We start from the raw sequence: 20,412 nt of genomic DNA, 5'->3' as shown, positions 1-20,412 counted from the left end.
CGGAGGGCGGCTGGCGTAACTGGGGCCACCTCAACAGCAGAAGCTTAATGGCCCGCAAGCGCTTCGTTCCACCCGACCACCCGGCTTTTGCCGGCTTGCCGATCCAGACCATCACCGCACGCGACACGCCCATCGCCGTGCATGTGCAGGGGCAGTTGTCGAGCCGGCGGTTGCCGATCCTCTGCATTCCCGGCTTTCAGCGCAACATGAGCGATTTCACCGAGTTCGCGGCATTCTTCCGCGGGTTTGACGGGGGGCGCTGGCCAGCGGTGCTGCTGGATCTGCCGGGCCGCGGCCGCTCGGGCGATCCGCAACGCATTGCCGACTATGGCGCCGTGCGGGCGGCCGAGGACGTCGCGGGTGTTCTCGCCGCCCTTGGCATTGATCGCGCGGTGGTGCTTGGCCAGGGTTATGGCGGGCAAGTCGCCATGGCGCTGAGCGTGGCGCATCCATTACTGCTCGCGGGGACCGTACTGCTCGACGCGGGGCCGGTAACCGACGCGCGCGGGATCGTGCGGCTGCGCAACAATATGGGCCATGTGGAAAGCCTGCGCGGGACGAAGAATCTAACGGCCAGCTTCCGGCGCATGCTGGCCGGGGACTATCCCGGGCTGGGCGACGCACGGCTCGAAGCACTGATGGGTCGCACGCATTTCGTGGATCGGCGGGGCCGCGCGAAGCCCCTTTATCACGCCAAGCTGCTTGAGGCGCTCAATAGCATCAGCATCGATGATGAACTGGAGCCGCAATGGCCGATGTTCGACGCCCTGCGCTGTGCGCCCCTGCAATTGCTGCGCACCCAGCTTACCGACCAGTTGCGCCCGCAAATCTTTCGCGAAATGGCCCGCCGCCGGCCGGACGCCCAGGCACTGACCATTGCCGGGCAAGGCTCCCCGGCCCTGTTCGACCAGAAGGAAGAGATGGAGGCCATCTGCGCCTTTCTGGTCGGGATCAGCAAACAAGAGCTCGGCAAAGCGGCGTAGGGCGACCCGCTATTCGGGAATGGTGACGACGATACGGCGATTAAGCCGGCGGCCTTCGGCCGTGGCATTGTCGGCAATGGGGTTGGATTCCCCATAACCGACGGCATAAAGCCGATCGGGGCTGATCCGGCGCAGGATCAGTGCATCAACCACAGCCTCGGCGCGGGCGACAGACAGGGCCAGATTGGCGCGATCGTCGCCCTCTGAATCGGTATAACCCTCGATATGCACCACGGCCTCCGGACAGGCGGCGAGGTCGCCAGCCAGCTCGTCGAGCGCGCCCTCGGATTCCGGCGCGATCCGCGCGGCTCCAGATGAAAAGAGAATGGAATTGCGGGCAGAGAACTCCGCCAGCGTCGCGCGGCAAGCGGTGAGGTCTGCCTTGGTGGACGAGGGGGCGGGAGTTGGGGCGGCTGCAGCTGGCTTGGCGGCTGGTGGCGGCGTGGGCGCTGCGGGGGCCTTGGCTGGTGCAGGTGGTGGCCCAGCGGGCGCCTGCGCCGGTGCGGGCGCGCTCGTCGCGGGCGCCGGGCTTTGAACCGGGGCCACTGCCGGTGCGGCAGGCACTGAAGGCGTGGCGGGCTCCTCGACAGGCTCGGGAGCGCTGGGTGCTTCGGCGGGTGGGGGAGTTGACGGCATGGCTGTTGGTGCGGGGCGTGGCTCGGCGGGCGCAGCAGCCGCAGGCGTGGGAGACTGGGGCCTTGGTGCGGGCGCCTGAGCCAGCTTGAGTGACCAAGCCGCGGGCGGAATGCGGCCGGCATCGAGCGCCTCGGTCACGGCGGTCTCATCACGATCCAGGGGCAGTTCGCCCGTAAGGCTCCAGCCTGTGCCGTCAAACCGAACAGTGCCCGAGCGCAGCAATTGGAGGGCATCGAGCCCAGCCAGGATATTCTCGCCAAAGCCCGACGGGGCGCCTGGCGCGATGCTGGTTTGGTCAACTGCCGAGGGACCGGCATGCGACAAGGCTTCAAGACCCAGATCCCTCGTGGGCAAGGAACCCGATAGCAGCACTTCCCCGGTAGCGGACTTGCTGGCCGACCAGCTATAGGCGGCGGGTTCAGGAAGCGCGATCTCCGCCCGGGCGAGCACCAGGCCCGCCGAAAGGCCTGCAAGGCTCTGCATGATCAGATCATGATCATAGCCGGAGCGGGCCACGCCGCTCAGCGTCACAATGTTCTGGCGGAGCGCGAAGCGCCCCTCCCCTAGCCGCTCCAGCACCTTGATCCCGAATTGCAGGCCCGCGTCATAAAGCTCGGGCGCACCACTGCCAAGCTTGAGCCAGTTCACATCGGCACCGGGCACCTCAGCCAAGCGATCGCGAGTGGCCTCATCGGGGGCATAGCCATCAAAGACCAGCGCTCCACCGGGTTGCCGCGTCGCCGAGATCCAGTAGTCCTCTACCCGCGGCGCGGGGAGGTCGATAATGGATTGCGAGGTTCGCGGGGCCACTTGCGCCTGAGCCAAAACGGCGGAGCTGGCCGCTATCCCGATTGGCAACGAAACAACGGTCACCAGCAGCAACGCCGATTGAAGGACCTGTTGAAGGGGAACGTATCTGCTCACGGCTGGTGCTCGCTTCCTGATAGCTCAATACTTGCCGGTAATTACGGCCTTTTTCTGCAGCAATGGTGGGATTGGCGACTTTGTCGCGCCTGCCGCTGTCCGAATGCTGGGGGCAGCATCGGCGACACGAGTGAAGCCCCGATTAATGCGGCAGGCAAAAAAGAAAGGCCCGGCAATGCCGGGCCTTCCAAACGACTAGCCGAAGCTAGCTCAGCTTATTCGAAGGTCTTCTGTGCACGAACGGTCAGGCGGTAAGCCTCGTTCGAGTAAACTTCAGCCTGAACGCCCGAGGTGAAGTCGGTGCTCGGGGACCAATCGAGACGAGCAGCGCCGTAGTAGACATTGTCGTCTGCGTCTGCGGTCTGCAGCGGCAGCAGGTCTTCGTTGAAGTAGCCACCGATTTCGCCGGTGAGCTTCAGGGTCTCGGTGACCGCGAAGATCAACTGGGCAGCCACCTGGAGCGCGTCGCTCTGGGCAGTGCCGGCGAAGTTAGCCGGAGGAGCCTCGAAGTCAGCCGAGAAGTAACGAGCGCCGAGGTTGATCGACACACCTTCGGTGACGTTGGCACCAACGGAGCCAGCGACGCCGTAGCCATCGTTGACCTCACCAGCGATTTCCGAACGCTGATACTCACCCGTCAGAGCCAGAGTGAACATGTCGAAGGTTGCAGCACCCGACACCAGGCCGTGGAAGCGGTCGATTTCGAAGATGTCGTTGTTGTAGTAACCAGCAGCGGCCGTGATACGGAACGCGTCGAACTTGCCGGTGACGCCAGCATGAGCGCCCCACTCGTCGATTTCGCCGTCCATCACGCCGATACCGAAACCGGTCAGGTGAGCGGTGATGTTTTCGCCAGCATAGCTGACAACACCAACCAACGAACCGATCCGATCGGTGGCGACATTCTGCACGCCCCAAGCGTCACGGCCATCGATGTTTTCGAGACCAACACCGACCTTGACGCCATTGCCAACATCCGAGGTAACCTGGATTACCGAGCCGCCGAGAACGTCGAGTTCGTCGTCGTTGTCGAACATCACGCCGTTGTCGACGCCGCTGTAGCCGAAGGTGCCGAGGAAGTTGAGCGGCTGGCTGTCACCGAAGAAGGCGATCGAAGACTTGCGACCAGCCATGATGGTGGTGGTGTCGCCGATGGAGACATAAGCCTCATCGATATGCAGCGGCTCGTCATCGCCCCATGGGCTGGGAGCTTCGTTGCGGTAGCGAACGGCGTCAACCTGCTTGAGTGTCAGGACAGCCTTGGCAGGGCCAAAATCGCTCGACGAGGTGCCAACGAACTTGAGCCATGCGGTAACCTTGGTCTGCCAGTCATTCGACTCGCCAGGAACGCCGGGTGCAATACCACCAGGCCCGAGGTTCTCGCCGCCAAAATCGGGACCAATGAAGTCAGGGCTACCAACGTTGCCGGGGAGCCAGTATTCGTTGCCAATTGGCGTCAGGGCATCGTCATCAGCAGCGCGGTAATCGCCGAAGCGGAATTCGTAAGCAACGCCGCCCGAGATCTGCAGGCAGTTGGTGTCGGACGAGATCGTCAGGCCGGACAGGCCAAGCGAGTCACAAACGTCGAGCGAAGTGAGAACGCCCAGGTCGGCGGCGAAGCCAGCGGTCGAGAGACCGGCAGCAGCAACAGAACCGAGGATAAGGCTCTTGAGTTTCATTGTTGTTGACCTCCAAAGTCAATTCTTGGTGCCGGTTGCCCAGCGGTGCCGTAACGCGACCACACTATCGTGGTGCAGTGTGTTGCCGTCGCGTCGCGACCGACAAACGATCCCATGCATGGATTCGCAAGACCCACTCTACGCATACGCCCAGAGTACGCAATCACAGACAGGCCGTTTTGCCGCCGCAGCAATATGGTTGCGAAGTGGATGTTGCAGATTCAGCACAGGAACGTGAACTTCCTGTTAATAGTCGTTAACATCGGGTTAATTTGCTTGCCGCGCGAGCCACTTAGCAGGGGATCGGGATAGATTTAACGAGTTGAAGCCGTGGTTTTGACTGCTTGGTGTGGCATCATGCTTTGGCAAAAGATGGCGGCATTGTGCTGGGAACTGGGCGAGGGTGAGCATGAGCAAGGTTGCGGTAGTAACCGGTGGGAGTTCGGGAATCGGCCTTGCGGCCGCCCGGGGTTTGGCAGAAGCAGGCTATCAGGTAGCGATCTGCGGACGAAACGCGGAAGCGCTGGAGAGCGTAGCCAATTCGATTGATGGCCATTGGGCACGCTGCGATGTCACCGATGACCGGGCGGTCGCGGCCTTCTTTGCCGGCGTAGTGGAGCGTTACGGGCGGATCGACCTCGTCTTCAACAATGCGGGGCGTTTTGCGCCCACCACCAATTTCGGTGACCTGCCCGTGGAAACCTGGCGGGAAATGATCGACACCAATCTCAACGGCGCGTTCTACGTTGCTCGCGAAGCCTTTCGGCAGATGCGCAGCCAAACGCCGCAGGGTGGGCGCATCATCAATAATGGTTCGATCTCGGCCTATACGCCCCGCCCGGGCGCTGCCTCTTATACTGCATCCAAGCACGCGATTACCGGGTTGACCAAGGCGATCTCGCTGGACGGGAGAGCGTTCAACATTGCCTGTGGCCAGCTCGACATCGGCAACGCCGCCACTGACATGACGAGCGGGATGAACGGCGGAGCGCTGCAGGCTAACGGGACGATCGCGCCCGAGCCCACTTTCGATCTACGATATGTGGTGGAGGGCTTGCTCTATATGGCGAGTTTACCGCTCGAGGCCAATGTGCAGTTCATGACGGTGATGGCGACCACCATGCCGTATATTGGCCGCGGCTAGTTAAGCTCGATATTGCTCGGTGCCGTTGATCCAGGTGGCCATCACTTCTCGCGACGCGGAGAGATGGACAAAGCTGGCAACGGCGCCGGGGCGGAGATGGCCGTGCTCGGCTTCGGCCCCAATAGCTTCGGCTGGATAAAGCGAGGCCATCCGCAATGCTTCCTCCCAAGCCACGCCAATCTCGGAATGCATGAAGCGGACGGCGTCGATCATATCGAGATCGGCGCCAGCGAGGGTGCCGTCAGCCAGGCGCAGCGCGCCATCGGCGCGATAGATGGTGCGGCCATTAAGTGTCAGCGTGCGCAGGTCGGTACCAGTCTGCGACATCGCGTCGGTCACGAGGAAGATGCGCCCCGGACCGGCCTTGCCGCGCAGCGCAACGGAAATGGCGGCGGGATGGACGTGGATCCCGTCGGCGATGAGACCCGCGAACACTGCGCCATGCATGAGCGTGGCACCGACCACTCCCGGCTCCCGATGGCCCAACTGGCTCATGGCATTAAACAGGTGCGTGGCCATGGTAGCTCCCGCGGCAAAGGCGCGCGAAGCGGTGGCATAGTCGGCATCGGAATGGCCGATGCTGACGGTGACGCCTGCCTCGGCCAGCGCGGCAATCTGCTCTGGAGTGACGGTTTCAGCGGCCACCGTGCAAATCATATTCGGGAGAAGTGTTGCAGCGGCTTGCAGTCGCGCGAGATCGGCAGGGGTCATCGGCCGGATCAGGCTGGGATCGTGCGTGCCCTTGCGCGCCACTGCGAGGTGCGGGCCTTCCAGATGCAGCCCGAAAAAACCAGGCACCCCAGCAGAGGCGGCCTGCGCGCCGGCCGCAATGGCGCGTTCGTTGACCTCGGGAGTGTCCGTGATCAAGGTCGGCAACAGCGCCGTGGTGCCGAACTGGGCATGGGCGGCGCAGATCGTGCGGATGGCCTCAAGGGAGGGATCATTGTTGAAAAGCACGCCACCGCCGCCATTGACCTGGAGATCAACGAACCCAGGCACGACGCTGCCGCCCTCCAGCACGACGCGCTCGGCATTGCCGGGAATCTGATGTGCATCCACGATCGCGGAGACGTGGCCGAACTCCACCAGCAATGCTGCATTCTCGTGCCAGCGCTCGCCATCAAAGATCGGAGCGCCGGAAATGGCCAGAAGATCGCTCATGGGCGGAGGTCCCTGTTGTTGAGCCGAGATCCACGGCTGATTGTTCGGGCAGACCGGGCTGCATCGCGGCTCATATAGCAAACAAATGGGCCGGAGCGAGCCTGCTGTAAGCAAAGCGGCGACTGCGGGAGGAGGTGGCGGCGGAGGCCGCTTTCAGCACGCCACGAGTTGTTGCGCCCAGCCTTGATGCACTTTCGCCTGCGGGTCACGAGCGAGGATGACTAGCCAGGGCGCCGATACGGGAACCGTCACCCCAGGCGAGAGTTGGTGTTTCGACCCTGCCATAACCTGAGGACAACATCATGAATGAAGTATCTTCCATCTTCCTGAGCGGCCTTCGGAATGCGCATGCCATGGAGAACCAGGCCCTTTCCATCATGAAGCCGCAGGTGAGCCGCATCGAGAACTATCCCGAGGTGGCACGCCGGCTGGAGCAGCATATCGCCGAAACTGAAGTGCAGCTCTCACGCCTTGACCAGTTGCTCGAGGGCATGGGTGGCGACAATTCAACACTCAAGGACATGGCATTGTCCTTCACTGGCGCGATGGCAGCCCTTGGCCACACGGTCGCGCCCGACGAGATCGTCAAGAACTCGTTTGCCAACTACGCGTTCGAGCATTTCGAAATCGCCGCCTACAAGTCGCTGCTGGCGCTGGCCAACCATATCGGCGACACGCGCGCCGTTGAGTTGCTGACGCAGAACCTGCGCGAAGAGCAGGACATGGCGGCATGGCTCGACCAGCATATCGAGCCAGTCACCCTGCAATATGCAGCGCTGCGCGAAGTGGGCGAAACGGCCAAGAGGTAATCGCGCCGGATCGCCGCCAAGGAGAAGCAAATGAGCAAAACTCCCGTAAGCCACAGCAAGACCGATGACGTCCCCGCTAAAGGGGCGGACCAGAAGCCGAAAAAAGACAAGCCCAGCGAGGGCAAGACTTCAGACCATCACGTGCCGGGGGCCGATGGCCCGATCGGTGCCGAGGCCGAAGACGACAACAATCCATGACGGCATCCGGGAGGAGCAGGCACTTTGCCCCTCCCCTTTTTCTGCCCAACAAGAGGTTTTCATGCCCATAGCGCAGCGTATTTCGATCAATCTGCTGACCCGCAATATCGCCGACAACATCGCGTTCTACCAAGCCCTTTGTGGCTTTCAGATCGTGCACCAGGAAGCCTGGTATGTGGTGCTGGCGGCAAGCCCGGACAGCCAGTTTCAACTTGGGCTGATCGACTGGGTGAGCGAGTTCGTGCCCCGCGCCGCGCGGGGTGAGCCGCAAGGCGCCTATCTCGAAGTGGTCGTCGAGGACGTGGCGGGAGCCGTCGAGGCCATTCGCCCGTTCGGTACCGAGATCATCGAGGAGCCCACCACCTTTGGCCCCCTGACGCGCGCGGTGCTGCGCGATCTCGATGGCCATGTGATCGATGTGGTTTCGCCAGGTGCACGGTACACGATCCCACCCCGCCGCACCGTCGCCTGATCTGATCCCCTGCCGCGCAGCCTATTTCTGGCTGCGCGGTACGGCAATTTCCCGGAAGTTCTCGGCAAGCTGATGCAAGGCCGCTCGCGTTTCAGAACCGCTCATTGCGCGGCCATGGCCGGTGACCACGAGCTCGGGCTCCAGCGCTGCCAGGAGGCGCACCGACTGTTCCGCCGCGATCCAGTCCGGGGTGAAGTAACGCGGCGGCCCGTGCATTTCGGGCTCCTGCACCATGACCTCATAAGCCGATTCCTGACCCGTGGTGATAATCGCATCGCCCGCCACCAGCGTCCGGTCGGCTTCTCGCCAGAGCGAGATATGGCCCCGGGTGTGCCCCGGGGTGTGCAGCCAACGCCAGCCGGGCAGCACCGGCACGGCGCCACTGGGCGGCAGGAACTGCAGCCACTGACTGACATTGACGGGATCGCGCGGGAACAGCGGCGCCAGCTTGGGCATGATGCCGCCATCGGCCGCCGCATCTGGGGGTGGATAGGCCTCTTGCCCCGACAGAAACGGCGCTTCGAGGGCATGGGCGTATACGGGCACATTCCAGTGCCGGGCCAGATCTTCCAGCACTCCGACATGATCGAAATGGCCATGGGTCTGGATGATGGCCGAAGGCGGCACTGCGCCAAAGCGCGACTCTGCGGCGTCGAGGATCTTGTTGCGCGAGCCGGGCAGCCCGCTATCCACCAGCACCCAGGGTCCAGTCGGGGCGCCGATGAACACCACATTTACCATGACGATGCGCAGGTAAGCTAGATCAGGCGCCAGTTCGCGCAAATGCTCGTCCTGCTTGGTTTCGTCGGCTCGGGCGTCCTGGCTCAGGGGGATCTGAACAGCCATGGTGGTTCCTTTGTGCTGCGGATGGTCAAGGCATAGTAGTGGGCGACTAGGCGCCCGGTGTTTTTTGACCGCCCGCGGCAAATGGCGTTCCCTCAGTCAGTTTCTGACGAGCGCGTTCGACGTCCTCGTCGCTGACATCGACCGGCAAGGAGGTATCGTCGGGAAGGCCTGCGCCGGTCTGGGCAATGGTTTCGTCCTTGGGACGGTCGTTGGCGCCGGTAGTCACTTTACTGCTGCTCATCGCTGTTCTCCCAGTTAACGCACGTTATCGGGACCCGGTGGGGCTGGTTTCCCAATGAAGAGTGGAACTGCCTAGGCCCACGGCGGTTGCAGTAGCAGCAACATGGGAGTTGAAATGGAACAGGACGGGACCCCCAGCGACCAGCCGCAATCAGAGACTTCGGCGACCGTGACCGACCGCGGACGTGGCCCGGCGGAACGCGCCGTATTGGGCGAGGACCCACGCGGCAGCATTGTCCGCATCGTGGTGGCGGTAATCGTCTTTATCGTTGTTGCGGGGACGATCTTTTACATGTCGATGGGCTGACAACGCCATCGCGCCCGGTATTTAGGGTAATACTAAAGAGCTGCGCGGTTTTACGGAACCCAAAGGGTCCGGGCGTGCTTGTTTGTTCATAACCTGCCCAGGAGGCACTTATGAAGGCTCTCAATCTGATTACTCTACTGTTAATCATCATCGGCGGCATCAACTGGCTGTTGGTTGGCGCCTTCCAGGTCGATCTGGTGGCACAACTGTTTGGCGGCCAGGACGGGGCAATCGCCCGTATCGTTTACGTGCTTGTCGGCCTGTCGGCCATCTACCAGCTGGTGCCGTTCTTCAAGGCCATGTCCACGGACGAAGTGATCGCCGAGCGCGGCACCACCACGACGACGCGCCTGTAGTTTTATGCGCCGGCGGCCGGAGCCACGCTCTGCCGCCAGTTTTTTGTGTCTAGCATGGAGGGGAAATTGAATACGGCCAATCTACAGCTCGAAGGGCTTTACCTGGCGCTTGCCGCGGTGAACCGCGCCCTGATCGATGCCGGCGTTGTCAGCACCGAGCAGCTCGACCTGGCGTTCCGCAAGACCGAAGCCATGGCCATAGGTGCCGAGCGGATGAACAGCCTGTCTCCAGCCGAGCGCGATGCCGTGTGTTTCCCCATCCGTTTGTTGCAGACTGCCCTTGAGTCTCCCGAGACGGCTGACTTCACCGAGCTGGCTCGTACCGTGGGGATGACCAAGCCGCGCTACAACGATCAACAATAGGGTGGGCGAGATGGCGGGCGAACAAGGCTCTTATCGTCGGATCGCTGTTGGTGAAGACGCCGGCAATGCCGTAACCGTCGGGATCGAAGCGGGTCCGGACGGGCGTCCATTTGCTGCGGTCTGGTGGCCGGCAAGCGGCGATGTGGACGGCGACGAAGCACAATATGATGATGTCGCGAGCGCCTTTGCTGCTGCCGAGGCAGCCCGGCAGTTGCATGGCTTTGCCGCAGTCGTCGTGGTGCTGCAGGACGATCTGCTTTGGAACCCGGCATGGGGCGAGATCGCGGCCGACCGAAACCGGGAACCGATTGGCGATGTTTCCGACACGGACCTTAATTCGCGCGAGGTTTACAACCTCGCGCGCGGGATTGAAGGCGAACGCGACGCCTAAGGCTCAGCGCATGGTGCCAAGCAGCGTAGCGCCGACCACCACGGCCGCACCGATCGCTACAAAGATCGCATAAAGTGCAGTGCCCGGCATCTTGGGTCCCTGGCGGTATTTCGGCCGGCTGGCGGCGTCCAGCTTGCGCTCCGAGGCGGTTGGGGGACTTCCACCTGCTTCAGCATCGGTCCCGAGTGGGGCCGCGGCGGGATCGGGGAAGCCGATTTTCTCGCCGGTCGCTCCGCTGTCGATTTCCTGGCGCAACTGGTCGGTGGTGGGTGCGTCTTTGGCCATTTGCCGTCTCCGTTTGCAACGATAATGCCGAGGGTGGAGGTGTGTTCCGTCCGGGAACAATCGCCATGGGGTGGCGTTGACGCGGCACTTACTTGTGCGGATCAACCATGAATTTCACCAATTGTGTGCATCTCTGCGTGGACATGCAACGCATGTTCGCGGAGGAGACCGACTGGCATGTCGAAACGCTTGCCGGCGTGCTGCCCGCGATCGAGGCACTGACCGAGCCTCACGCCGCGCGGACGGTATTCACCCGCTTTGTGCCGCCGGAGCGGGCTGAAGACGCGCAGGGGAGCTGGCAAGAATATTACGAGGCCTGGCCCAATATGCTGCGCGAGCACATGGCGCCTGAGATGGTGGACCTGGTCCCCTCGCTGCAGCGCTTTGTTCCGCCGGCCGCAGTGATCGACAAACCGGTTTATTCACCCTGGTGGTCAGGCGCGCTGCACCAGCAGTTGCAAGCCAAAGGGGTCGACACGCTGGTGATTACCGGCGGCGAAACCGAGGTGTGCGTGCTGTCCACCCTCATGGGCGCGATCGATCTGGGATACCACGTCGTGTTGCCCAAGGATGCGGTGTGCAGCTCGGCGGCCGAAACTCACGCCGCAATGCTTTCCATCTATGACAGCCGCTTTGGCATCCAGCTGACGGCCTGCACCACGCAGGACGTGCTCGATCAATGGCGACGCGAGGGATAATCCATGCAGATCGGCTATCACGCTTCCCACGAACAGTTTGCTCCCTCGAGCCTGCTCAAGCTGGTGCAACAGGCGCAAGAAGCGGGATTTTCCTGCGCCAAGTCCTCGGACCATATTCATCCCTGGAGCGAGCGGCAGGGTCACTCGGGCTTTGCCTGGTCGTGGCTGGGGGCCGCCATGGCAGTGACCGATTTTCCGATCGGCTCCATTTCGGCCCCGGGATATCGCTATCACCCGGCCATCGTCGCGCAGGCCGCGGCAACGCTGGGGGAAATGTTTCCTAACCGGTTCTGGCTGGCTCTCGGCAGCGGGGAAGCGCTCAATGAATCGATCACCGGCACCTATTGGCCCGACAAGGCCGAGCGCAATGCCGTGCTGGCCGAGTGTGCCGCGGTCATCCGGGCGCTGTTTGCCGGCGAAACCGTCACCCATCGCGGCAGGGTCACAGTGGTGGAGGCCAAGCTTTATTCCCGCCCCGCCCAGCCGGTGCCGCTGTTTGGCGCCGCCATTACCCCCAAGACCGCAGCGTTTGTTGCCGAGTGGGCCGATGGCTTGTTGATCACCGGCGGCGATGTGGAGGAGATCCGTCCGACCATTGAGGCCTTCCGCGACAATGGCGGTGCGAACAAGCCCGTTCATATCCAGCACGCGCTGTGCTGGGCGGCGACCGAGGACGAGGCGTTCGAGCAGGCGCTGGATCAATGGTCGGCCAATGTCATTGGCGGCGAGGTCAACTGGGATCTGCGCCGTCCCAGCGACTTTGATGCGGCCACGCGCTTTGTGCGACGCGAAGACATGGCCAAAGCAGTGTTCGTGTCGGCCGATCTTGGCCGGCATCGCGCCGCTATCGAGGCTTACGGCGAATTGGGGGCGACCGCAGTGCATCTGCACCAAGTTGGGCGCAACCAGGCGGAGTTTATCGAGGCATTTGGCACCAAGGTGTTGCCGGGACTGGATCGGATCACGGCGAGCGCGCGTTAACCACGCAGCAAAGGCCAGCGGGAACGAGCATCGGCTCGGTTCCGAGGCTTATTCCTGCGGAAGGCGCGACTGGCGCTGGCCGCACCAACCCTGGAGAACCCAATGAAAGCGTTGTGCTGGCACGGCAAAGGCGATGTTCGCTACGATACCGTCGATGACCCCAAGATCGTCCATGGCCAGGACGCCATCATCAAGGTGACCTCCTGCGCGATCTGCGGCTCGGATTTGCATCTTTATGATGGGTTCATGCCCACGATGGAGTCAGGGGACGTGCTCGGCCACGAAACCATGGGCGAAGTGGTGGAGGTCGGCAAGGACAACACCAAGCTCAAGGTCGGCGACCGCGTCGTCGTGCCCTTCAACATTGCCTGCGGGCAGTGCTGGTTCTGCCAGAACCAGATGTTCTCTCTGTGCGATCGCTCCAATCCCAATGCGGCGATCGCTCGCGCCGCGATGGGCTATTCGCCCTCGGGCCTCTTTGGCTATTCGCACATGCTGGGCGGCTATGCCGGCGGGCAGGCCGAATATCTGCGCGTGCCCTTTGCCGATGTCGGCCCGATCAAGGTGCCTGAGGAACTCACCGACGAGCAGGTGCTGTTCCTGTCCGACATTTTCCCCACGGGCTATATGGCCGCGGAAAATGCCGAGATTGAGCCGGGCGACACGGTCGCCATCTGGGGCTGCGGCCCTGTCGGGCAGTTCGCCATCCAGAGCGCGTGGCTGATGGGTGCGGGCCGCGTCATCGCCATCGACAATGTCCCCGAGCGGCTCAAGATGGCCGAGGTGCATGGCAAGGCCGAAACCATCAATTTCGACAACGCCAGCCCCTATGACGTGCTGTTCCAGATGACCAATGGGCGCGGCCCGGACCGGGTGATCGATTGCGTGGGCACCGAGGCCCATGCGAGCGGCGCACCGGATTCGGTGATCGACAACGTCAAGCAGAAGGTGGGTCTCGGCACCGACCGGGCGCATGTGCTGCGCGAGGCCATCATGTGCTGCCGCAAGGGCGGCACGATCTCGATGCCCGGCGTTTATATCGGCATGCTCGACAAGGTGCCGATGGGCGCCTTCATGAACAAGGGTCTCACCCTTAAGACTGGGCAGACCCACACCCATCGCTATCTGGCGCCGCTGCTGCAGCTGGTGGTGGACGGCAAAATCGATCCGACCTTCGTGATCACCCACCAGGCCGATCTATCGGAAGGGCCCGAGCTTTATCGCAAGTTCCGGGACAAAGAAGATGGCTGCATCAAGGTGGTGATGAAGCCCGGCGCTTAACCCAGGTTGGCGCCCTATCGGGCGCCCGCCTGCCTTCTCTTATGCCTCTGGTGCCAGCAAATTCTTGCTGGCGGGGATCGGGAACCGGGCCTGAGGAGTTGGATTAACCAAACCCCTCAGGAACGAAACCCCGATGACCCGAGCTTCTTCCGCCCTCGCCACCTCCGCAACCGTGTTGCTGGCCTTGGCCACTCCGGCCGCCGCCCAGCCGCAGGGCACTGTTGGACAATATTCCGATGTGACTATCGAGGGGTCGATCCTCGAGCCCAGCCCGGTCGAGATTGAAGACGACGCCGAGCTAGCCGGGAAGATCACGGTGCCCGAGGGTTTCACCGTCGAGGTGGTGGGCCGGGATCTCGGCAATACCCGCATGCTGGCGGTGCACGAGGACGGGCATGTTTATGCCACCCGCCGCCAGGAAAGCGACATCATTCGGCTGATCGATGCGGATGGCGACGGTAAGTTCGAGGATTTCGCCAAGCTTGCCGGCCGCCCCGGCATGCATGGCATCTTCATTGATGGCGATACCGCCTATCTCGCGACCGCGACGGAAGTTTTTACCGCTCCGATCCAGGAGGATGGCAGCTTTGGCGAGCTGACGCGGATCATCGACGATCTTCCCGATGCCGGGCAGCACCCGAACCGCACGCTGGCGATCGGGCCGGACGGGATGCTCTATATAACTGTAGGCTCGACCTGCAATGCTTGTGACGAGTCCAACCCGGAAAGCGCCACAATTCTGCGCGCGACCCCTGATGGCAAGACCCGCACCATCTTTGCTTCGGGCCTGCGCAATACGATCGGCTTTGGCTGGGAGCCCGGGACGGGCAAGCTGTACGGGGCCGATCACGGCACCGACTGGCTGGGTGACGAGGAGCAGAAGGAAGAGTTCAACCTCGTCGAACAAGGCAAGCAATATGGCTGGCCCTATATCTACGACTTCTCCAACTTCAATCCGCAGGACAATCCGCCCGAGGGCATTACGCTGGAGGAATGGGCCGAGGCGAGCGAGGAACCGCTGCTCGGCTATACCGCCCATGCCGCGCCCATGCAGATGACCTTTTACCAGGGCGAGGCCTTTCCCGAGGAATATCGCGGCGATGCCTTTATCGCCATGCGCGGCTCCTGGAACCGCCGCCCGCCGAGCGGCTATGAAATCACCCGGGTCGATTTCGAGGACGGCGCGCCCAAGGACTGGACCTCCTTTGCCACTGGTTGGCTGATCGAGAACGATGATCAAAGCTATGACTTCCTCGCCCGGCTTGCCGGATTGACCGAGGATATCGATGGCTCGCTGCTCTTGGCCGACGATTTCAACGGCATCCTCTACCGCATCAGCTATGAGGGCGAGGATGGGGCAGGCAGCGATGCGGCTGCCGCGGGCAGCACGCCCAATCTGGTCGAAACACCCGCGCCTTCCGATATCGCGATCAATCTCGTGGAGGCCGACGGCACGCTTGCTGTCAGCAGCTCGAGCTTTGCGGATAATGGTGCGATCCCCATCGCCCATGCCGCCGAAGGGCATAATGCCTCCCCTGCCCTCTCCTGGGACGAGGCGCCCGAAGGCACAAAGTCCTTCGCCGTGATCATGGATGATCCCGATGCCGACGAGCCCAAGCCCTTCGTGCATTGGGTGCTGTTCGACATCCCCGCTGATGTCACGACACTGCGCGAGGGCATCAACACCGATCCGGTGCTGCAGGACCCCGAAGGGGCCAAGCAAGGCAGCAATAGCCGCGGCCAGACGGGCTATTACGGCCCCCGCCCGCCGCTTGAGGATCCCGCCCACAACTACCACTTCCAGGTCTTTGCGCTCGATCTGGCCGAGTTGCCGGTGGAACTCGGGGCCAAACGCGAAGACGTGCTGGCGGCAATGGAAGGCCATGTGCTGGCCAAGGGCGAAGTGGTGGGCACCTACCAGCGCCCCTCCGAAGAAAAACCCAAGAACTAGCTAGCTCGGATCACGCGGGAGCGCGCCCGGGCGCGTTCCACGCCAGCAAGGATCAAGCCATGACCACGCCCGACACCCTGAGCGATGCGGCCCTCGCAGTATTCGCCTTTGCCATTTATCACCAGCTCGAAAGCGGCGATCCCGTCACCAAAGTGATCGCCAATGACGGCAAGGGCCACCACGCCGATCCCAAGGCCGTTGCCGAACTCGAAGAGCTTGGCCTCGCCACGCGCGAAGACAATTCGGTCAGCTTCACGCCCGAGGGCATGGAGATGATTACCCTCTTGATCGGCCGCCTGCGCGGGCGCTAGCTCCCGGCTTTGCCGAGGCCAAGCGTCGCGATTAATTCGGCCGCGGCCGCGGCGCCCGCGCGGTTGGCGCCGATGGTGGACGCCGACGGGCCGTAGCCGACCAGATGAACCCGCGGATCGCGCAAGACCTGGGTGGCCAGCCGCCCGCCCATGCGGATGCCACCGCCCTCTTCGCGCAAGTCGAGCGGGGCAAGATGATCTAGCGACGAGCGAAAGCCGGTGCACCAGAGGATGACATCGGCCCGCTCTTCCCTTCCATCGCTCCAGCGCACGCCGGTTTCGGTGATCTCGCTGAACATCGGATGGCGCTGCAACACGCCGCGCGCCCGCATCGCTGATATCGCCGGCGTTTCGGGCAAGCCCGTCACCGACACGACCGAAAGTGGCGGCAGGCCGGCCCGCACGCGTTGCTCCACCATAGCGACGGCGGTCCGGCCGGCTTCGATGTCGAAGGGTCCGGTGCGGAACTGCGGCTCACGCCGGGTTACCCAGAGCGTCGTGGTCACCTGCGAGATTTCGTCGAGCAGCTGGATGGCCGAAATGCCGCCGCCAACCACCACCACATGCTTGCCGCGGAAGTGCTCGGCCCCCTGATAGTCGGCGGTGTGCAATTGCTCGCCGCCGAACGTCTCGGCCCCCGGATAATGCGGCACGAAGGGCGCCGTCCAGGTGCCGGTGGCGTTGATGATGCCCCGGGCCGAGAACACGCCCCGGGCCGTTTCGATCCGCAGCCGCTCGCCACGGCTGACCACGCAGCGCGCGCTGACCGGCCGCAGCACCGGCAGCTCGAACCTGCGTTCATATTCAGCGAAATATTGCGGCACCGCCACCCGGGCCTGCACTTGCGGATCATCCAGCGCGATCGCGTCGCCAAAAGCCAGCCCCGGCAGATCATGGACGCGATTGACCGTGCTGAGGGTCAACGAGGGCCAGCGGAACTGCCAGGCGCCTCCTGGGGCATCGGCACTGTCGAGCACGACAAAGCCGCGGCCCGGGACAATGCCGCGCTGGCGCAGGTGATAGGCGGCAGACAAACCCGCCTGCCCGGCGCCAATCACGACAATATCGGCCTTCCGAGCCACTCGGACGGAGGCGTCACCCAGTTGTGTTTGCTTGTCGGACAGTGGCCAAGCTCCAGGGTTGAATCAATCAACTGCGCCAAGTGACTGCAGTTGTTGGCTTCTATTCTTGATCTACGCAAGGGAGAAAGCCGATTTTCCGTTGCGGGCAGTCTTTCCGCTCGCGTCGCAACCGGTTAGCGTCGGGGGTGTTTGAACTTAACCAAGCTGTCGATGAAAGCGAGCGTCTCATGGCCAGAAAAATCACCATCGCGCCCTATAGCGGGCCGGCTGGCGGCTGGGGTTCAATCAAGTCCGTCAGCAGATATCTGGACAGCGAAGGCATTCTGGCGACGGGCCCCCTGGCGCTGCGCAAGCAAAACAAGCCCGAGGGCTTTGCCTGTGTCAGCTGCGCCTGGGCCAAGCCGGTGCCATCCCATCCCGCCGAGTTCTGCGAAAATGGCGCCAAGGCGACCGCCTGGGAGCTGACGCGCAAGCGGGTGACACCGAGCTTTTTTGCCGAACACACGGTGAGCGAGCTCAAGACCTGGTCCGACCACGACCTCGAGGCCATTGGCCGGCTAACGACGCCGCTGCGCTACAACGCCCAAACCGACAAATACGAAGCCGTGGACTGGACCGAAGCCTTTGCCAGCATCGGACGCGAGCTGGCCGCCATTCGCGACATCGATCCCAAGCGCACGGTGTTCTATGCATCTGGCCGGGCGTCGCTTGAAACCTCCTATATGTATCAGCTGCTGGCGCGCCTTTATGGCAACAACAACCTGCCCGACAGCTCCAATATGTGCCACGAATCCACTTCGGTGGGTCTGGCCGAAAGCATCGGGGTGCCGGTGGGCACGGTGGTGCTGGACGATTTCAAATCCGCCGATGCCCTATTCTTTTTCGGCCAGAATGTGGGCTCCAACAGCCCGCGCATGCTGCACCAGTTGCAGGAAGCCAGCGACCGCGGCGCGACAATTGTCAGCTTCAACCCGCTCAAGGAGCGGGGGCTCGAGCGGTTCGTCAATCCGCAGAACCCGGTGCAGATGCTGACGCAGCACGAAACCCGCATCAGCCGGGAATACTACCAGGTGCGCCCGGGCGGCGATATTTCGGTGGTGATCGGCATGTGCAAATGGCTGTTCGAGGCCGACGCCAAGGCGCAAGCCGAGAACCGCCAGCCGGTGCTGGACCACACCTTCATTGCCGAACACACCCATGGCATGGAGGAGTTCCGCGCCTTTGCCGAAGCGCAGAATTGGGCCGATCTCGAGCGCGAAACGGGGCTCACCCGCGCTCAGATCGAGCGCGCCGCCGCAATCTATGCCGCCGCCCCCGCCGCCATGGTGGTTTATGGCATGGGCATCACCCAGCATAAGCTGGGGGTGGAAGCGGTGCAGATGCTGGTCAATCTGGCGCTGCTGCGCGGCAATATCGGTCGGCCCGGCGCCGGCATCTGCCCGGTGCGCGGCCATTCCAATGTGCAGGGCCAGCGCACGGTCGGGATCGCTGAAAAGCCCGAACTCGTGCCGCTCGACCGGCTCGAGGAACTCTACCAGTTCAAGGCGCCGCGCGAAAAAGGCACCACCACGGTGGAAGCCTGCGAGGGCATCATCAATGGCACGATCGACGCCTTTATCGGGCTTGGCGGCAATTTCCTGCGCGCCGTGCCCGATCATGGGCCGATGGAAGAGCACTGGCCCAAGATGCGCCTGACGGTGCAGATCGCCACCAAGCTCAATCGCGGCCAGCTGTTCTGCGGCAAGACGGCGTTCCTGCTGCCCTGCCTTGGGCGGATCGAATATGACCGGCAAGCCACCGGCAAGCAGGTGGTGACGGTGGAGGATTCCACCGCCGTGATCCACCAGTCACGCGCCATCAACGAGCCGGCCAGCCCCGATCTGCTGTCGGAGCCGCGCATCGTGGCCGAGATCGCCAAGGCCACCCTGCCCCCCAATCCCAATATCCCCTGGGACCAGTGGGTGGGCGATTATAGCCTCGTGCGCGACGCCATCGAGCGCACCTGGCCCGAAATGTTCAAGGACTTCAACCAGCGCATCAAAAAGCCCGAAGGCTTCCGCCGCCCGATCGCCGCCAGCCACCGCCAATGGAAGACCAATACGGGCAAAGCCAATTTCAAGGTGCCCTCGGCTCTGGGCGGCAGCTTTGATGATGGCAAGGATCCCGATGTGCTGCGCCTCATCACCTTGCGCAGCAATGACCAGTTCAACACCACCGTTTATGGCTATCACGACCGCTTCCGCGGCGTGGAAGGCACCCGCGACGTGCTGTTCCTCAATGGCGAGGACATGGCGCGCTTCGGCATTGCCGATGGCAGCACTGTCGCCCTCGAAACGGTGGCCGATGATGGCGTGCCGCGTCGTCTCGGCGGGCTGCGCGCCATTAAATACGACATGCCCAAAGGCAGCTGCGGCGGCTATTATCCCGAATGCAATGTGCTGATCCCGGTCTACCAGCACGCCGAGAAAAGCCATGTGCCGGCCGCCAAGTCGGTGCCGGTGCGGATCGTGCCGGCGTGATCCCGACCCATCAGTCCGTGCAGCATCAGCGCTGGGCCGGGCAGTTTGACCCGGCCGGGCGCGACATTGCCACTGAAGCGGCCGTGGCCGTGGTGGTCAATGGCTCGACCTATGCCGTGATGATGGCGACGCCGGCCGATCTTGAAGACTTCGCGATCGGCTTCGCGCTGACCGAGGGGATGATTGCCGAGCTCGGCGAAATCGAGCGCTTCGAAATCGTCGAGCACCCCGCCGGCATGGAAGCACGCCTCTGGGTCGCCGAAGAACGGGCGCGCGCCCTCGCCGCCCGCCGCCGCGCCATGGCCGGCCCCACTGGGTGCGGGTTATGCGGCATCGAGAGCCTCGAACAGGCGCTGCGCACCACGCCGCGGGTGACGAGCGAACTCACCCTGTCACCCGACCAGATCATGGCGGCGGTAGCAGCGCTCCGGCCCGCCCAGTCACTTAACGCCCTAACCCACGCCGTGCACGCCGCGGCGCTCTGGCAGCCCTCTGCGGGGCTCCTGGCGCTGCGCGAAGACGTCGGCCGCCACAATGCGCTCGACAAACTCGCCGGCGCTGCCCGCTGCCAGAACCTGCCCACTGCCGAGGCTGCCCTCCTCCTCACCAGCCGCATCTCGGTGGAACTCGTGCAAAAAGCCGCCGTGCTCGGCACCGGCATCCTCCTCGCCATTTCCGCCCCCACCACCCTCGCCATCCAAACCGCCCAAGCCGCCAACATCACCCTCCTCGGCGTGGCGCGAGACGATGGCTTCGAGGTGTTCACGCATGGCTGGCGGGTGGGATAGCTGGAGG

General features: G+C 63.2%; 23 protein-coding genes. 16 read left to right on the top strand and 7 right to left on the bottom strand.

Annotated elements, in window-relative coordinates:
* Positions 1-47 precede the first annotated feature (47 nt).
* Entirely contained in the window at positions 48-983 is a 936-nt protein-coding gene (locus AC3YMN_RS13585; protein WP_489890413.1) for an alpha/beta hydrolase, read from the top strand.
* Between the two features lie 9 nt (positions 984-992).
* Here the strand turns inward: AC3YMN_RS13585 and AC3YMN_RS13580 are convergent, their stop codons facing one another.
* On the bottom strand, positions 993-2,429 hold the full coding sequence (locus AC3YMN_RS13580; RefSeq protein ID WP_489890412.1) for an OmpA family protein: 1,437 nt from the start codon (positions 2,427-2,429) through the stop codon (positions 993-995).
* A gap of 329 nt (positions 2,430-2,758) precedes the next feature.
* Complete coding sequence (locus tag AC3YMN_RS13575) at positions 2,759-4,222, bottom strand: hypothetical protein (protein WP_172122877.1); 1,464 nt, start codon at positions 4,220-4,222, stop codon at positions 2,759-2,761.
* Positions 4,223-4,631: 409 nt separating this feature from the next.
* Here AC3YMN_RS13575 and AC3YMN_RS13570 point away from each other — a divergent pair, with 409 nt between their 5' ends.
* Positions 4,632-5,366: an SDR family oxidoreductase gene (locus AC3YMN_RS13570; protein WP_127752499.1), complete on the top strand. Its 735-nt coding sequence runs from the start codon at positions 4,632-4,634 to the stop codon at positions 5,364-5,366.
* On the opposite strand, the gene nagA is transcribed toward AC3YMN_RS13570, so the two are convergent.
* A complete protein-coding gene (nagA, locus tag AC3YMN_RS13565; RefSeq protein ID WP_489890411.1) occupies positions 5,367-6,527 on the bottom strand; it encodes an N-acetylglucosamine-6-phosphate deacetylase in 1,161 nt (386 codons plus the stop codon).
* A gap of 302 nt (positions 6,528-6,829) precedes the next feature.
* Here nagA and AC3YMN_RS13560 point away from each other — a divergent pair, with 302 nt between their 5' ends.
* The 3 genes from AC3YMN_RS13560 (at position 6,830) to AC3YMN_RS13550 (ending at position 8,006) form a co-directional block, all read left to right on the top strand.
* The gene (locus AC3YMN_RS13560; protein ID WP_127752497.1) at positions 6,830-7,336 is read left to right on the top strand and encodes a ferritin-like domain-containing protein; all 507 of its coding nucleotides are present in this window, start codon (positions 6,830-6,832) and stop codon (positions 7,334-7,336) included.
* 30 nt (positions 7,337-7,366) lie between these two features.
* The gene (locus tag AC3YMN_RS13555; RefSeq protein WP_489890410.1) at positions 7,367-7,534 is read left to right on the top strand and encodes a hypothetical protein; all 168 of its coding nucleotides are present in this window, start codon (positions 7,367-7,369) and stop codon (positions 7,532-7,534) included.
* A gap of 61 nt (positions 7,535-7,595) precedes the next feature.
* Complete coding sequence (locus AC3YMN_RS13550; protein ID WP_127752496.1) at positions 7,596-8,006, top strand: VOC family protein; 411 nt, start codon at positions 7,596-7,598, stop codon at positions 8,004-8,006.
* A gap of 21 nt (positions 8,007-8,027) precedes the next feature.
* On the opposite strand, the gene AC3YMN_RS13545 is transcribed toward AC3YMN_RS13550, so the two are convergent.
* Entirely contained in the window at positions 8,028-8,852 is an 825-nt protein-coding gene (locus AC3YMN_RS13545; protein ID WP_489890409.1) for an MBL fold metallo-hydrolase, read from the bottom strand.
* Positions 8,853-8,898: 46 nt separating this feature from the next.
* The gene (locus tag AC3YMN_RS13540) at positions 8,899-9,093 is read right to left on the bottom strand and encodes a hypothetical protein (protein ID WP_489890408.1); all 195 of its coding nucleotides are present in this window, start codon (positions 9,091-9,093) and stop codon (positions 8,899-8,901) included.
* 114 nt (positions 9,094-9,207) lie between these two features.
* On the opposite strand from AC3YMN_RS13540, the gene AC3YMN_RS13535 reads away from it, so the two are divergent.
* From AC3YMN_RS13535 to AC3YMN_RS13520, 4 genes are all read left to right on the top strand, one after another.
* Positions 9,208-9,399: a hypothetical protein gene (locus tag AC3YMN_RS13535; RefSeq protein WP_127752493.1), complete on the top strand. Its 192-nt coding sequence runs from the start codon at positions 9,208-9,210 to the stop codon at positions 9,397-9,399.
* 110 nt (positions 9,400-9,509) lie between these two features.
* Entirely contained in the window at positions 9,510-9,755 is a 246-nt protein-coding gene (locus AC3YMN_RS13530; RefSeq protein ID WP_127752492.1) for a DUF378 domain-containing protein, read from the top strand.
* 66 nt (positions 9,756-9,821) lie between these two features.
* Positions 9,822-10,118, top strand: a complete 297-nt coding sequence (locus AC3YMN_RS13525) for a hypothetical protein (RefSeq protein ID WP_489890407.1) — start codon at positions 9,822-9,824, stop codon at positions 10,116-10,118.
* 10 nt (positions 10,119-10,128) lie between these two features.
* A complete protein-coding gene (locus tag AC3YMN_RS13520) occupies positions 10,129-10,509 on the top strand; it encodes a hypothetical protein (RefSeq protein ID WP_489890406.1) in 381 nt (126 codons plus the stop codon).
* A 3-nt stretch (positions 10,510-10,512) separates the two neighbouring features.
* Here AC3YMN_RS13520 and AC3YMN_RS13515 read toward each other — a convergent pair whose 3' ends face one another.
* A complete protein-coding gene (locus tag AC3YMN_RS13515) occupies positions 10,513-10,794 on the bottom strand; it encodes a hypothetical protein (RefSeq protein WP_489890405.1) in 282 nt (93 codons plus the stop codon).
* 107 nt (positions 10,795-10,901) lie between these two features.
* Between AC3YMN_RS13515 and AC3YMN_RS13510 the strand changes: the two genes are divergently transcribed.
* The 5 genes from AC3YMN_RS13510 to AC3YMN_RS13490 all read left to right on the top strand — a co-directional run bounded on the left by AC3YMN_RS13510 (position 10,902) and on the right by AC3YMN_RS13490 (position 16,016).
* Entirely contained in the window at positions 10,902-11,492 is a 591-nt protein-coding gene (locus AC3YMN_RS13510) for a cysteine hydrolase family protein (RefSeq protein ID WP_489890404.1), read from the top strand.
* A gap of 3 nt (positions 11,493-11,495) precedes the next feature.
* Positions 11,496-12,473 carry a TIGR03885 family FMN-dependent LLM class oxidoreductase gene (locus AC3YMN_RS13505; protein WP_489890403.1) on the top strand — a complete coding sequence of 326 codons (978 nt, stop codon included), beginning with the start codon at positions 11,496-11,498 and terminating at the stop codon, positions 12,471-12,473.
* A gap of 102 nt (positions 12,474-12,575) precedes the next feature.
* Positions 12,576-13,754: a zinc-dependent alcohol dehydrogenase gene (locus tag AC3YMN_RS13500; RefSeq protein WP_489890402.1), complete on the top strand. Its 1,179-nt coding sequence runs from the start codon at positions 12,576-12,578 to the stop codon at positions 13,752-13,754.
* A gap of 133 nt (positions 13,755-13,887) precedes the next feature.
* The gene (locus tag AC3YMN_RS13495; protein ID WP_489890401.1) at positions 13,888-15,705 is read left to right on the top strand and encodes a YbhB/YbcL family Raf kinase inhibitor-like protein; all 1,818 of its coding nucleotides are present in this window, start codon (positions 13,888-13,890) and stop codon (positions 15,703-15,705) included.
* Between the two features lie 59 nt (positions 15,706-15,764).
* Complete coding sequence (locus AC3YMN_RS13490; protein WP_489890400.1) at positions 15,765-16,016, top strand: helix-turn-helix domain-containing protein; 252 nt, start codon at positions 15,765-15,767, stop codon at positions 16,014-16,016.
* Here AC3YMN_RS13490 and AC3YMN_RS13485 read toward each other — a convergent pair.
* Positions 16,013-17,098 (bottom strand): NAD(P)-binding domain-containing protein, encoded by a 1,086-nt coding sequence (locus AC3YMN_RS13485; RefSeq protein WP_489890399.1) that lies wholly within the window; start codon positions 17,096-17,098, stop codon positions 16,013-16,015. The two genes, AC3YMN_RS13490 and AC3YMN_RS13485, sit on opposite strands and share 4 nt — an antisense overlap.
* Before the next feature lie 227 nt (positions 17,099-17,325).
* Here AC3YMN_RS13485 and AC3YMN_RS13480 point away from each other — a divergent pair, with 227 nt between their 5' ends.
* Together AC3YMN_RS13480 and fdhD are read left to right on the top strand one after the other, a co-directional pair.
* The gene (locus AC3YMN_RS13480) at positions 17,326-19,617 is read left to right on the top strand and encodes an FdhF/YdeP family oxidoreductase (RefSeq protein ID WP_489890398.1); all 2,292 of its coding nucleotides are present in this window, start codon (positions 17,326-17,328) and stop codon (positions 19,615-19,617) included.
* Positions 19,614-20,405 carry a formate dehydrogenase accessory sulfurtransferase FdhD gene (gene fdhD / locus AC3YMN_RS13475; protein WP_489890397.1) on the top strand — a complete coding sequence of 264 codons (792 nt, stop codon included), beginning with the start codon at positions 19,614-19,616 and terminating at the stop codon, positions 20,403-20,405. The genes AC3YMN_RS13480 and fdhD overlap by 4 nt, the downstream gene beginning before the upstream one ends.
* Positions 20,406-20,412: the final 7 nt, after the last annotated feature.

This window comes from Devosia sp. Z11_6 (genome assembly GCF_058133665.1).
Note: the sequence above shows the minus strand (reverse complement) of the source record. Positions and strands in the feature narration are given on the sequence as shown.

Coding starts and splice junctions, on each gene's coding strand:
- AC3YMN_RS13585 (WP_489890413.1), top strand. CDS start 48: ATGGCCCGCAAGCGCTTCGTTCCACCCGACCACCCGGCTTTTGCCGGC.
- AC3YMN_RS13575 (WP_172122877.1), bottom strand. CDS start 4,222: ATGAAACTCAAGAGCCTTATCCTCGGTTCTGTTGCTGCTGCCGGTCTC.
- AC3YMN_RS13570 (WP_127752499.1), top strand. CDS start 4,632: ATGAGCAAGGTTGCGGTAGTAACCGGTGGGAGTTCGGGAATCGGCCTT.
- nagA (WP_489890411.1), bottom strand. CDS start 6,527: ATGAGCGATCTTCTGGCCATTTCCGGCGCTCCGATCTTTGATGGCGAG.
- AC3YMN_RS13560 (WP_127752497.1), top strand. CDS start 6,830: ATGAATGAAGTATCTTCCATCTTCCTGAGCGGCCTTCGGAATGCGCAT.
- AC3YMN_RS13555 (WP_489890410.1), top strand. CDS start 7,367: ATGAGCAAAACTCCCGTAAGCCACAGCAAGACCGATGACGTCCCCGCT.
- AC3YMN_RS13550 (WP_127752496.1), top strand. CDS start 7,596: ATGCCCATAGCGCAGCGTATTTCGATCAATCTGCTGACCCGCAATATC.
- AC3YMN_RS13545 (WP_489890409.1), bottom strand. CDS start 8,852: ATGGCTGTTCAGATCCCCCTGAGCCAGGACGCCCGAGCCGACGAAACC.
- AC3YMN_RS13540 (WP_489890408.1), bottom strand. CDS start 9,093: ATGAGCAGCAGTAAAGTGACTACCGGCGCCAACGACCGTCCCAAGGAC.
- AC3YMN_RS13535 (WP_127752493.1), top strand. CDS start 9,208: ATGGAACAGGACGGGACCCCCAGCGACCAGCCGCAATCAGAGACTTCG.
- AC3YMN_RS13530 (WP_127752492.1), top strand. CDS start 9,510: ATGAAGGCTCTCAATCTGATTACTCTACTGTTAATCATCATCGGCGGC.
- AC3YMN_RS13520 (WP_489890406.1), top strand. CDS start 10,129: ATGGCGGGCGAACAAGGCTCTTATCGTCGGATCGCTGTTGGTGAAGAC.
- AC3YMN_RS13515 (WP_489890405.1), bottom strand. CDS start 10,794: ATGGCCAAAGACGCACCCACCACCGACCAGTTGCGCCAGGAAATCGAC.
- AC3YMN_RS13510 (WP_489890404.1), top strand. CDS start 10,902: ATGAATTTCACCAATTGTGTGCATCTCTGCGTGGACATGCAACGCATG.
- AC3YMN_RS13505 (WP_489890403.1), top strand. CDS start 11,496: ATGCAGATCGGCTATCACGCTTCCCACGAACAGTTTGCTCCCTCGAGC.
- AC3YMN_RS13500 (WP_489890402.1), top strand. CDS start 12,576: ATGAAAGCGTTGTGCTGGCACGGCAAAGGCGATGTTCGCTACGATACC.
- AC3YMN_RS13495 (WP_489890401.1), top strand. CDS start 13,888: ATGACCCGAGCTTCTTCCGCCCTCGCCACCTCCGCAACCGTGTTGCTG.
- AC3YMN_RS13490 (WP_489890400.1), top strand. CDS start 15,765: ATGACCACGCCCGACACCCTGAGCGATGCGGCCCTCGCAGTATTCGCC.
- AC3YMN_RS13480 (WP_489890398.1), top strand. CDS start 17,326: ATGGCCAGAAAAATCACCATCGCGCCCTATAGCGGGCCGGCTGGCGGC.